This is a genomic window from Chloroflexus sp. MS-G (genome assembly GCF_000735195.1).
Lineage (GTDB): Bacteria > Chloroflexota > Chloroflexia > Chloroflexales > Chloroflexaceae > Chloroflexus.
The window spans coordinates 1-12348 of the sequence record NZ_JPIM01000125.1; the positions used below are offsets into that span (position 1 = coordinate 1).

General features: G+C 53.0%; 9 protein-coding genes. 6 read left to right on the forward strand and 3 right to left on the reverse strand.

Annotation, left to right across the window (positions count from 1 at the left end; all coding sequences use genetic code 11):
* Positions 1-135: 135 nt before the first annotated feature.
* Together JE47_RS0117155 and JE47_RS0117160 are read right to left on the reverse strand one after the other, a co-directional pair.
* A complete protein-coding gene (locus tag JE47_RS0117155) occupies positions 136-831 on the reverse strand; it encodes a response regulator transcription factor (protein WP_031460932.1) in 696 nt (231 codons plus the stop codon).
* A 277-nt stretch (positions 832-1108) separates the two neighbouring features.
* Positions 1109-1657, reverse strand: a complete 549-nt coding sequence (locus tag JE47_RS0117160; protein ID WP_031460933.1) for a DUF305 domain-containing protein — start codon at positions 1655-1657, stop codon at positions 1109-1111.
* A gap of 289 nt (positions 1658-1946) precedes the next feature.
* Here JE47_RS0117160 and JE47_RS0117170 point away from each other — a divergent pair, with 289 nt between their 5' ends.
* The 3 genes from JE47_RS0117170 (at position 1947) to JE47_RS0117180 (ending at position 4375) form a co-directional block, all read left to right on the forward strand.
* Complete coding sequence (locus JE47_RS0117170; protein WP_051871197.1) at positions 1947-2840, forward strand: prenyltransferase; 894 nt, start codon at positions 1947-1949, stop codon at positions 2838-2840.
* 98 nt (positions 2841-2938) lie between these two features.
* Positions 2939-3121 carry a hypothetical protein gene (locus tag JE47_RS0117175; protein WP_031460935.1) on the forward strand — a complete coding sequence of 61 codons (183 nt, stop codon included), beginning with the start codon at positions 2939-2941 and terminating at the stop codon, positions 3119-3121.
* Positions 3122-3253: 132 nt separating this feature from the next.
* Positions 3254-4375, forward strand: coding sequence for a hypothetical protein (locus tag JE47_RS0117180; RefSeq protein ID WP_031460936.1), 1122 nt, complete (start codon positions 3254-3256; stop codon positions 4373-4375).
* Between the two features lie 221 nt (positions 4376-4596).
* Here JE47_RS0117180 and JE47_RS0117185 read toward each other — a convergent pair whose 3' ends face one another.
* Positions 4597-6468: an ABC transporter ATP-binding protein gene (locus JE47_RS0117185; RefSeq protein ID WP_031460937.1), complete on the reverse strand. Its 1872-nt coding sequence runs from the start codon at positions 6466-6468 to the stop codon at positions 4597-4599.
* Positions 6469-7083: 615 nt separating this feature from the next.
* Between JE47_RS0117185 and JE47_RS0117190 the strand changes: the two genes are divergently transcribed.
* From JE47_RS0117190 to JE47_RS0117200, 3 genes are all read left to right on the forward strand, one after another.
* Complete coding sequence (locus tag JE47_RS0117190) at positions 7084-7680, forward strand: DUF4126 domain-containing protein (protein WP_031460938.1); 597 nt, start codon at positions 7084-7086, stop codon at positions 7678-7680.
* A gap of 449 nt (positions 7681-8129) precedes the next feature.
* On the forward strand, positions 8130-11207 hold the full coding sequence (locus JE47_RS0117195) for an O-antigen ligase family protein (RefSeq protein WP_051871198.1): 3078 nt from the start codon (positions 8130-8132) through the stop codon (positions 11205-11207).
* Between the two features lie 299 nt (positions 11208-11506).
* A complete protein-coding gene (locus tag JE47_RS0117200) occupies positions 11507-12256 on the forward strand; it encodes a class I SAM-dependent methyltransferase (RefSeq protein WP_236631282.1) in 750 nt (249 codons plus the stop codon).
* Positions 12257-12348: the final 92 nt, after the last annotated feature.

Below are 12348 nucleotides of genomic sequence, written 5' to 3' on the forward strand. Positions count from 1 at the left end.
CGGTAGACGCATGGGCAAAAGCCCGTCGTGAAGTCCGGGCTACCGTGCAATGGCGGTTCACCACGGCCAATGCCCGGCTCACGTTTCGTCGCTTTTATCATCAGTAATCAGTGTGGTCAAGTACTAGCCAGTCCTTCACGGTCGCGCCCCAAATCGATATCCTACACTACGCACGGTAAAGATAAACCTCGGTCGTGCTGGATCGTCGCCAAGCTTTTTTCGCAAATTCGCAATATGGACTTCCAAAACGTGTTCATCGCCAAAGTAGTCGTTTCCCCACACGTGGTCAAGCAATTGAGCACGCGAAAAGACTCGTCCGGGTGCTGTTGCCAATACCGTTAAGAGGCGATACTCTAATGGTGTCAGATTGATCGCTTCGCCATCTAATGTGACGGTATGCGCATCACAATCGATGGACAAAGGGCCAACCGTAATAATTCGTGGCGTACCTTTGTCCATCGTGTGCCGCGGTCGGCGCAACAATGTTCGTACTCGGGCAACCAGTTCGCGTGGCGAAAATGTCTTGACGAGGTAATCATCAGCGCCGATCTCTAATCCGCTGATCCGATCAGCCTCCTCTGCTCTGGCAGTTAGCATCAAGATATAGGCATCAGAAAAGGTGCGCAGGTGACGGCATACCGCAAAACCGTCTAGTCCTGGCAGCATAAGATCGAGGATGATCAGGTCAGGGTGTAGTATTCGGGCCTGGGTAAGTGCGGTCACACCATCGGTAGCCTGGAAGACCCGAAAGCCAGCCTGAGTCAAGTACTGCTCCACCAGGTCGCGCAGGCGCTTCTCATCATCGACAATTAAGATCACCGGTACGGTCATATGCTATGCTTCTCGCCAGGAGTGTATCTGAAAAATCCTTTTCCGCCAGTTGTTGGCAGCCACGCCCCCTTTACCTCATACCTGGTCGTTCGTGCTACTGCCAGAATAGCATGACTTGCCGATCATACCCGTCACCACACCGGTGGGGCAGGTTCCGAGTCTGCCCTCCAGTGTATGATGCTGCGCTTGCACTGATTTTACCCACTTATCCCAGATATGGGCCAGAAGTCTGCGAAATCAGGCAAAGAAACGGGAATACCTTCTCGCCAGTGTATTGCTACTGATTAAACCAGGTGCGTAACCACTCTCGCATCTGGCTAATCTCGGCTTCTTGGGCTGTAATGATAGCACGTGCTAATTCTTTTATTTCAGCATGTTCGGCGTTTTGTAGTGCATCACGTGCCATTGCAATAGCGCCCTCATGATGCGGGATCATGGCCTCGATAAAGCGTTGGTCAAAAGGTGCATTGCCTTCAGCAACCGTCATCGGCCCCATCTCCATTCCCATACCATCAGTTGGGGGCACATCTGGGTACCATATCTGCCGCCAGGCTTTCATCTTGGTTATTTCTGCTTCCTGAGTAGCAATGATTGCTTCTGCCAGTTGCCGAATCTCAGGGCGTTGACTCTCTTGCAAAGCCTGACGGGCCATTGTTACTGCGCCCTCGTGGTGGACGATCATGCTATCGATGAAGAGTGCATCATACGGAACATCAGCAGAAGGCATGTTCATTGTTGAGTGATCCATCCCGCTCATCGGTGTTGGGGCGGGTGTCTGGCTACACGCAGCAAGAATCAGGAGCAGCAGGAAAAACATTCGATGCATCGTGTCACCTCTCCGGTTAAGAAAACGTTTGCCTGTATTAGTATGGAGCACGAAGTTCAAGATTTGCTCAAGGGAGGGTTAGGATTCGCTGAGAGGGTTCTGTTGCGCAGGTAGCAGTATAGCCTCTGCTATGGATCGCGACATGATGGGTGACTGTGTTCGGCGAGCGCGTGTTGAAATGCACTTCTCTCCTCACTCCTCGCTGCCGATTTAGAGGTGCCACTGATGATACAATGTCTGTATCTTCTCACTCTTTGATGGTCTGGGAACATTTCAGAGGTTGTTTGCGATGGCTTTCTCTCTGACCAAACTCTACGGCTTATGGCTGATGAGTCGTCCGCTTATTCTACCGAGTGGTGTGTTGGCGTATGCGGTAGGAGTTGTCATCGCCGCCGCTGATGGGCCAGTGGCCTGGCAACCGCAAGCGGTTGGTTTAGCGCTGACGATGCTGGCGAATCTGGCTGCCCATTACGCCGATGAATACGCTGATGCCGATACCGATGCGCTGGCTCGTCACACCGGTATGTCTGGTGGCAGCGGAGCGATTGCGGCTGGTTTCGCGGATCGAGCATTGGCGCTACAGGCGGCGTTGGTGGTGAGTCTCTTAACCATCCTTTCTGGCGTATGGGCGGTTATAACGGGGACGATCCCCGTGGTCGCTGGGATGATCCTCGTGCTTGGCTTACTCGGTGGCTGGTTGTATTCGGTACCGCCTATAGCACTCGAACGACGCGGCTGGGGTGAGTTGACGAATGCGCTACTCGGGGGGTTGCTCATGCCACTCATGGCTTACGCCTGTGCGCATGGTATGCCGTCATTGCGGGTCTACCTTCAGTTGCTACCGGTGGTTGCTGCTGCACTCGTCTGTATTATCGGTGTGCACTGGGCAGACCGGCAGGCCGATGCTCAGGTAGGAAAATTCACGCTTGCCGTGATCTACGACGAAAAGGTTCGCTGGTGGTGGTGGGCGAGTCTGCTTCTGGCCTATGGATTGCCGGTGTTTTTCAGTCCATGGTTGGTACCGCCTACCGTGGCGCTATCTGTTGTCATAACGCTGCCGGTTGGGGTGTATACCGCGTTCCGCCTTACCCGTACCGATTCGCCTGTTGCCGGGGCCGCGACAATGGTGGTTTTGATGTTGGCCCATATTGCCGGTTACCTCTGGTGGATGGTCATCCGTTGAGGAATTTACACACTTAATGGTTTACAAAATCTTTTTATTAGCATATACTTATTCTGCGAGTAAGATCATCCTCAACGTCAGATTACGGAGGTACGTCTATGGAGGTGGCCGGTCTCATTACCCTCGTTCAGGGGCTGTTAGTGCTCGTGATTGCCGGTCTAGCCTGGTTTTTGGTCGCATGTTGTGCTCCATGGCGGCGGTCGCGTTGGCAATCTGATTCTTCGCCTACTGAACATCAGGTACGGCGGATCAAGCTCTTGCGGCAACGTCACGAAAGTTAGCTTTCGTGCTAGCGATAGTTTCTCAGCATTTGTTGAGATTTGATCTCACCCGATGAATATCTTTATCGTGTAAGGATCGCCAGGCTTATGCTACGATGAGGTAGAGACATGGAAGCATAAGCGAGGATCATCGTGCGCTGGCGTAATATTATCATTACCATTGGCAGCATTATTGTCATCGTAGGGATCGGGGTCGGTATTGGCTGGCCAATGCTGCGTAGTGCAATGGTAGCGTACTACTACAAAAGCACCTACCAGGCTCGTTCCCTGACCGCAGCCGATATTCAGCCTGCTCCTGCTGCAAGCACCCTCCAGGATATGCCCTGGATTGCCGCCGATTTGCCGGTTTGTCAGTCAACCAGTCTACAGATGATTGCTGCTCAGCACGGGAATCACCAGCCGCGACCGGCAATTGATCTGCTGATGGCCTTTACTTACGGTTTTACCGCTATTCCCGATAGTGATGAGCTCATTCCCTTTGGTCAAGACCCGGAAATCGGCATGCTCGTGGCAGCGCCGTATCTGGGCCTGGAACGTCAATACTACGTGACCGACGATGCCGATCTATGGATAGCGGCGGCACAGTCATTTCTTGCGCGGGGGTATCCGGTACGGGCTGCGCTGGATATGGGGCGATTGTACGATCAGTCTACTTTTATCGGACATAGTGAAGTGCTGGTTGGCTACGATCAGCAAGGTTTCTTCGTTTACGAGACAGTCTGCATCCCCCCGGCTCCCTGTCAGCCTGGTCAATATCCGGCAGGAGCAAGCGGTTTGTATCGAACTCACGCACAACTGCTAGCCGCAATGGAGTCTCAGGCGGCGGTTTTTAGCTATCCGTGGCGGTACAATCTGACCGTTTTTACGCCTGTTGCGCCGACCAATGATTTAAGGCCAATCTGGCAGCAATTAGCGCGAGTGACGCTTGGCGCAGATCAGTACGGTCTAACGTCGGGTGTCGTTGCACTTGAACGACTGATTGAGAAGATCGAACAAAAGCGAGTGCATGCTGCTCAGCTTGGCGAGTTGTTTGCCACCACAGCACGGTTCCGCCACGATAACGCTGCATTTTTGCGCGAGCGATTTGCTGCTGATACAACGTTGGTGCAGGCTGCCGCTTATCTTGAAGAAGCGGCGACATTCTACGACCAGGTGGCTAGCGATCCGCAATCAGGATCGGTCACTGATCTGCTCCGACGAGCTGCCGCTGCCGAGCGTGCTTTTGGCGAAACGATTCAGACGTATGCGCGGTAGTTGGCGCAGCGCAGGTTGGCAGGTGAAGGTTTTGCACGAACGTTGTTGGGAAGTACCTCTTTCCAAGCCGCTCGTTGTCTCCACTATCTTCTTTCACAAGGGGAGAAGATGGGGCTGGGGAAAGGTGAAGGTTGTCCGGCGTATTCCGCAGCAGTCTATGCGGAGCGCGTTTCTCAAACGCGCTCATGTTTGCTGCCATCGAGCGTGTCAACCCAAGAACATTACCGGTATCCGGCAGCCTGAAGATGAAACAAACGGGCGTACATTCTGTTGGCTGCCACCAGTTCCTGATGCGTGCCTGTTTCGATAATACGGCCATTGTCGAGCACAACAATCCGGTCTGCCATCCGTACCGTTGAAAAGCGATGGCTGATCAACACTGCGATGCGTCCGGCTGTTAAATCACGAAAACGCTGAAAGATTTCATACTCTTGTTCAGCATCGAGGGCCGCCGTTGGCTCATCGAGCACCAAGACCTCGCTATCGCGCATGAAAGCGCGTCCCAATGCAATTTTTTGCCACTGACCACCGGATAGCTCAGCACCGTTTTCAAACCAGCGCCCCAGCATCGTATCGTAGCCGTTTGGTAAGCGACGCAATATCTCGTCGGCACCGCCGCGCTCAGCCGCTGTCCGAACCCTTGCCTCATTCGCTACCTCTTCTATTTGCCCAAACCCGATGTTCTCACGTGCTGTAGCCTGATAGCGGACAAAATCCTGAAAAATGACCCCGATGCGTTGACGAAGTTCATGAAGATTGTAGTCGCGCAGATCAACACCATCAAGTAGAATCTGGCCTTCAGTTGGATCGTAGAGGCGGGTCAGCAATTTGATCAGGGTCGTTTTACCTGCTCCATTCGCGCCAACGAGGGCGATTTTCTCACCCGGTGCAATGTGTAGATTAATGTCGCGTAACGCCCACTCAGCCCGATCTGGATAGCGGAAGCTGACATTACGAAATTCGATCCCCTGTCGGATCGGGCGAGGTACCGGCAGATTGCGCCCGTCTGATATGCGTGGCTCCAGAGCGAGAAAATCAAAGAGGTTGTTTAGGAATAATCCCCCTTCGTAGAGCTGAGCCAGATTGCTGAAGAGGGTTTGCACGACCGACTGGCTGCGCTGAAAAATGGTGAGGTAGAAGGTCATAGCACCAATCGTGATCACACCGGCTCCTGTTTGCCAGATCAGCCAGCCATACGCGGCGTAATAACCGGCGCTAGCGACTATCCCCCACCACATGCTGATCAGTGATCGTTTCCTGGCCAGCGTAGCATCTTCGTAAAAGAAGCGCTGGAACTGAACTTGATGACGTGCGATCAGTGGTTCGCCTAGCCCGAAGAGCTTGACCTCTTTCGCCGCAGTATCGACAGTCAACAGATATTCGAGGTATTGCATGTGCCGAAACTCCGGTGCATGCCAGGTCAGCAAGCGAAAACGGAGCCGACTGAAATGAGTCTGGGCGAGGAAGGCAGGGATCGTCGCACCAAACAAAATTAGTGCTATCAGTGGGCTAAACCAGAGCAGGCTGGTCGTGAATGAGATCAATGTCAATATGTGCTGAATAGCGCTAAACACGGTGTTGACCATGGCCATAGCACGCCAGTTCGTTTCGCGGCGTGCATTTTGCAATTTGTCATAATATTGGGCGTCTTCAAAATAGTGGAGATCGAGCAAGAGTGCTTTTCGCATGATCGTGACATTAATCAGATTGCTCAAGCGTGCATTCAAGATATGCTCACTCAATGATCGAAGCTGCATGAACACTGCCCCGGCTGTGATCAATCCAAACTCACTCAGCAGCCATGGGAGCGTCTGTTCCAGACCGGTCAGTGGGTCGAGTCCTTGTTGTACGACTGCAACTACTTTGTCAACAATCTGCTGCGCAACATACGCCTGTGCTAATGGTAAGCCTGCTGCTACCAGCGTGATCATTGCCATCACCGTGGTATGCTTGCGGTCGGCCTGCCAGACCAGGCGAAAGGCAGCCGGAATGTTGGATAACGTTTGACGCGCTTCACCAATTCGTTGCCGCCAGTTCTGCGGGTGTGGTCGGCCAGGTGATGATCGTGGACGACGGTGAATTCGACCGGTCATAATATCTCCAGGTACTGTTCTTAGAACCTATCCGAAATATCCCGTTGTCGAAAGAAGACCGATTCGCGCACCGCTTCTATGGCAAGGCGATGCTGGTGCGCCGTGTCGCGGCGCTCGTTACTCAAAAGTATCTCACAACTTTGTCTGACCTGTGTTCATGCCAGGTATGGCAGTTCTCTTTTCGTCTCGAGGCATTCATCGCGCCACGTGGTGATGTCTCGAGTGCAGGCCGAATCACTTTGCAACTTTTTGTTACCATTGAGCGTTTAATAGGGGAGTGGTGTGAATGACAGCATAAGCTACAATATTGTTGATTGTTGTTGGTTTACAACCGGCTGTGATAGTAACATCGCTTCGGGACACTAGGGCTTTTCAGCTCGTGCCAGCGGAGTGAGCGGGAGAGGTGGGTGACCAACCTGCCTCAAGCTCCTCTTCCTCCTTTTTGTATGTCAGAGAACTGGGTGAAAGGTCGAGCGTGCTTTGTAGCACAGACACTAAAAACTTGAGTAGCCCGATCTCGCTTGCTCACTAATGGGTGAGAGCACCGAGACTTGCCGACACGCTCTGTAAGGTGTAGGCGGCGATTGATGGAATCCGTGACCCTGGAGCATTCGTATGGAGACAATCATTGCACTTGCGAGTTCGCTGGGTTTAGCGACAGCTACCGGTCTCAATGCCTATCTCCCACTTCTTACCGTCAGTGTACTTTCGCGGTTGGGTCTGATCCAGCTTAGCGAGCCGTTTGATCTACTCAGTCATCCAATCACGATGGTTGTGTTGGCAATCCTGGCGCTGATCGATTTTATCGGTGACAAAGTTCCAGCGGTCGATAGCGTGCTCCATATCATCGGTCTGGTCATTAGCCCGATTGCTGGAGCGATTGTTGCCCTTGCTACAGCAACTGATGCCGTTTCTATTCATCCAGCAGTTGTTGCGGTGGCTGCGATCATTGCTGCTACGGGCACCCAGAGTGCGCGTACCAGTATCCGCCCGGCGGTGACTGCGGCAACGGGTGGTACTGCTAATCCTTTTGTGAGTTTTCTGGAAGATGCGCTATCGTTTGTGCTGAGCCTGCTAGCGATCTTCTTACCGATGGTGGCTCTGATAATTGCTCTGATTCTGGGTTTTGTCGCCTTCCGTTTCATTCGTGGTGCAGTACGGGTTTGGCGCGAAGCCAACCTACGCCGCAACGGTGTTTCGCGTGCGCCGTGAGTCGTGTTCGACCCCCTATCCTCATGCACGGGGGATCGTGGGGGAAACTACAGTTTTACAAGACGTCGACGGATAGACTCGGCGAGGAAACAAAGTTAGCCGGAGATGTTCGTCGGAACAGGAAGCTGCCTCTTCTGCGCACACTGCTGCGCCTATTTCGCTTTCCGCGCCCTGCTCTTCTCATCGGAACAGGGTGAAAATGGTGAGAAGTCTGCCTGAGAGAGCTCTCGTTACGTTATCGCCAGTGCGTATTATACCGCACCGATCTGTCCTGCCTCTCCCATCAGGGTAAAAGCGGGGGCTGGAGGGAAGATGATAGAGCCTTCCTCTCCCAGTGAGGGCGGTAGGCCGGTCATCATCAATAGCACGGGTACTGAGAACGTTGAAGCCTCTGTGATCAATTTGCCTCTCTTGACATTGTTTACTCACCCGTCTATACTCTCTGCGCTATGTTGCGCAAAACGACCATTCATTTTATCTGGCAGGCCGGTTTGGGGGTGCTGCTGATTGTCACCCTCGGTGCTGCCGTCTGGTTTGATAATGCTGCTTTTCGCGGCATTGTTTCTCGTTCCCCCATTCCTACCCCCTTTCCCTACAGCGACGGACCAGCATTGGGGGTCAATGTGTTTAACCTGCATCTCGAACCCGATCCGGCAGCAGTTGACCGCACATTTGAGCTGGCTCGCGAATTAGGGGCGCGCTACGTGCGCATGCAGGTACCCTGGGAAGATATTGAAATTCACGGACGCGGTGATTTTACTGACCGCCGGAACGAGACGACAATTGGGGTGGTATCAAGCTGGGCCAAGTATGACCGGATCGTTGCTTCGGCAGTTGCCCACAACATCGAGTTGATTATGCGGGTTGATCGTACTCCTGCCTGGGCCTGTGAGCGGGGATGTACAACCCCAGAGTTTCGGGCTGGTCTGGCCGTTGATGGTAATTCAACCGGTCCTCCTGATGATCTGGCTGACTATGGCCGTTTTCTGGCCACATTGGTTCGTCGCTACCGCGGTCAGGTACGCTTTTTTCAGGTCTGGAATGAACCAAACCTCAAGAACGAATGGGGATGGCAAGATCCTAAACCGGCAGATTTTCTTGCCCTGCTTCGAGTCGGTTACGAAGCGGTCAAGTCGGCTAATCCCGATGCAATTGTTCTCTTCCCCGGCCTGGCGCCAACCGATGGTCTCGATCCGCGGGCACCGATGACCGAACTCGAATATCTTGATGCGATCTATACGTTGGGTGGGGCAGCGTATTTCGACATAATGGCCGCGCAAAATTACGGTCTGGGTCAGCCGCCAACCGAGCATCGCTATATCTTTTTACGTGGACGTGACAACTGGAATTGGCGCCATCCTATTGATACGCGCAACGATGTCAGTCGTGTCGTCTTGCTGCGCGAGGTTATGGAACGCCACGGTGATCTGGCAACACCGGTATGGGTGACAGAGTTTGGCTACAACGCGGCACCGGATGATATTCCACTAGAACGACGTTTCATTTGGGGACCACCGGTCGATGAAGAGACCAAGGGTCGGTATCTGGTTGCCCAAATCGAGCGTGCCCGTCGTGAATGGCCCTGGATGGGTGTCATGAGCGTCTGGATGTTGCGTTACGGTGGGTATGCTGACCCCGACCCGGCTGATCCAACCCCCTATTTCGCTCTGGTCAGTCGTGACTGGCAGCTTATGCCGTCGTACCAGATTGTGCAGGAATATCTGCGTGCACCGGCAGTGGCCCATGTTGGTGTTCACACCTGGGATCATCCGGCTGTTGAGCGCACAAGTAGCGGTTGGCGGCTCCGTTTTGTTGGCACCGGTATTGAGTTGCACGGTGGCAAGCTCACGAACGTTGTCATCGATGGTCAAGAGACACTGATGAATGGTCAGGCAATTCACGGTCTGGCCGATACGTTGCACACGATTGAGATGAACGGTGAAACACCGCCAACCGGTTTTGCCATCATTCGTGACCTGCCATGGCGAACGCTCGGTGATTATGGGCCGCTCATTCTTGTGGCAGCTCTTGCAGTAATGGGTGCGCTCACGATGCGCACCACCCTCCAGATACTTGATCACCTCTTGCGCCACTGGCGGCAGATCGCTGACGAACGACGCGAATGGATCGTCTTTGCGTTGCAAGGATTCACGCTGGCGATTGCGTACCGGGCATCGGCGCAGCTTCCCATAACGATACTTGGCTTTCTCCCCTTTCTCGGTTTGAGCATTGCCCGTCCCGATCTGGCACTCCGCTGGGTTGCGATAACTGTTCCGTTATACCTCCTGCCAAAAGGTATTTTCGATGCCCGTTTTGGCATTCGTGATAGCGGTATCTACCTTCCGTTGCATGAAGTTGTCCTCTGGACGACGACAATTGCGACCATTCTGCGCGATTGGCGGCAGTTGCATTGGCCGGGTTTTATGGTTCTACGGACAACAATATGGGCACTGCTTCCGGCCGGGTTGGTGCTGCTCGGTGGGTTCTGGGGGGTACTCATTGCCGAGGTACGTGGACCGGCCCTGCGTGAGCTGCGCTGGATGATTATCGAGCCACTGCTCTTTATCGGCTTACTCTGGTGGCACGAACGGCAGGGTCGGGCTGTGTTTTACCCAGTCCTGCTCGGCTGGTTGGCCGGTGGCGCTGTCTCAGCACTGGTAGCGCTGGCGCAATTTGGCGGTATGGACCTGACAGCACTCATCGGTACCAAAATTAGCCACGGCGCCGATCTGGTTGCCACCGAGGGCGTGGTACGGGCGACCGGTCTGTACGGACATCCCAACAATCTTGGCTTAGCGATGGGGCGGGTTTGGCCGCTAGCTGTGGCACTGGCGTGGGGCGCGTGGCAGCAGCGTTGGCGCTGGTCAACCATCATCTTGGCCGGTATCGCAGTGTTATCGTTCGCCGCTCTGATGGCCTCCTTCTCACGTGGTGCGTACTTGGGAGCATTAGTAGCCGCGAGTGGGCTTCTGTTCTTCACTGCGACGCCGCGTATCCGTTCTCGGCTCATCATCGGGATGGGCCTTGTCGTGGCAGTGATTGTCGCGACGGTGACCATCCTCGGTATTGAACGACTCAGTCTATTTACCGGCAGTAGCACTATCCGGCTGGCAACCTGGCGTGCGGCGCTGGCCATATTGATCGACCATCCGTTCGGTATTGGTCTCGACCAGTTCCTGATCGTTTACCAACGCTACATCGATCCGACGCTCCTCAACACCAACGAAATCTACACAGCGCATCCCCACAACCTTGTGCTTGATCTCCTGCTCCGGGGCGGGCCACTACTCTTCATCGGGCTGGGGTGGGCTGGGTGGCGTATTCTGCGTGCGCCGGTACGCTCTCCCTCGCCACTGAGCATCGGTGCTGCGGCGACACTAGCTGGTGCACTGATGCACGGCCTCGTCGATGCTTTCTACTTCTGGCCTGATCTGGCGTTTAGTTTCTGGCTGTTGGTGGTGTGCAGTGCGCACTGGAGAGGAGGATGGGGTAACGCCAATTCATCCTTTTCAGCAAAACAAGAGTAGGGTACGCTGGTAATCTGCATAACTCTTGTGCACGCAACTTGTTCCTCAACCATTGAGTAAGGAAAAAATTCACTCAGGTTCACGGAGATTTTACTATCGCATGTTTTCTCTGAAGATGTCATGATTCAGGCGAATGCTGTATGCACGCTGTATGTTTATAAGCTGTAAATACCTACAGACGGATTGGCGTGCGCTTTGGGAATGTTATCGTTGACCTTCTCAACAGTTGACCCTCTGCATAATACGGCATGGCGATGAATCCTTTGTTCTGGCAATTTTGCTATTTGCGAAGATTCTCTATGAACATGAACTATAATCGACAACAGTGGGAAGCGCTTGGTAGGCTCGATCCTTTTTGGGCAATGACGGGTATCAGCAATTGGGATTTAAGTGCTTTCTGGAAGACCGGCTACGTTCAGGTAGAACAGCTTCACCAGGAAATGTCACAAATTGGGTATCCCAAGCAGTTTAACCGTGTACTTGATTTTGGTTGTGGGATTGGCCGGTTAGCACCAGCTTTTCGTACATTGTTCGATGAGTATGTTGGCGTCGATGTAGCCGAAAGTCTAATACAGAAAGCGCGTCAGCTTCATGCCCATTTGCCACAGACACGCTTTCTGTTGTTACAGCCAGATAGAATCGACTTACCAGATCAGAGCTTCGATCTCATCTTTTCGTTTGGTGTCTTTCAACATATACCGAATCATCGGTCGGTCCTTCATATTATTACTGAATTTGCCCGTATTTCGAAACCAGACGGACTGATCTTTTTCAATATTTGCCATTATATTCGTTGGAGGTATCGTTTGCAGCTACGTCGGCGTTTGTATTTTCTCTGTAAGCGATTTGGTATCCTCGATTATCATTTATTTTATCGATTTAAACTATACCCCCAATCGGTTCACGCAGTTCCCTATCAAACTTTGCAGCGTTATCTACAAACTCTTTCTCTACAACCTCTTTTCGCCCGCCGTTCTTCTCCACCCGATGCACCACATCAGTTATGGGAATACGGACTAATCAAGTGTTGTGAAAATATCTCAAAATAAGGTTTCATAGACACACAGCGTATATCTCTGAATAGAGCACGATAGTCGGCATTCCTCAGCTTTCTCCGACCATTTTTTGCTGTGTTAAGATC

Excerpts from the sequence above, each read along its gene's own strand:
- JE47_RS0117155 (WP_031460932.1), bottom strand. The coding sequence starts at position 831 with ATGACCGTACCGGTGATCTTAATTGTCGATGATGAGAAGCGCCTGCGC.
- JE47_RS0117160 (WP_031460933.1), bottom strand. The coding sequence starts at position 1,657 with ATGCATCGAATGTTTTTCCTGCTGCTCCTGATTCTTGCTGCGTGTAGC.
- JE47_RS0117170 (WP_051871197.1), top strand. The coding sequence starts at position 1,947 with ATGGCTTTCTCTCTGACCAAACTCTACGGCTTATGGCTGATGAGTCGT.
- JE47_RS0117175 (WP_031460935.1), top strand. The coding sequence starts at position 2,939 with ATGGAGGTGGCCGGTCTCATTACCCTCGTTCAGGGGCTGTTAGTGCTC.
- JE47_RS0117185 (WP_031460937.1), bottom strand. The coding sequence starts at position 6,468 with ATGACCGGTCGAATTCACCGTCGTCCACGATCATCACCTGGCCGACCA.
- JE47_RS0117190 (WP_031460938.1), top strand. The coding sequence starts at position 7,084 with ATGGAGACAATCATTGCACTTGCGAGTTCGCTGGGTTTAGCGACAGCT.
- JE47_RS0117195 (WP_051871198.1), top strand. The coding sequence starts at position 8,130 with ATGTTGCGCAAAACGACCATTCATTTTATCTGGCAGGCCGGTTTGGGG.
- JE47_RS0117200 (WP_236631282.1), top strand. The coding sequence starts at position 11,507 with ATGAACATGAACTATAATCGACAACAGTGGGAAGCGCTTGGTAGGCTC.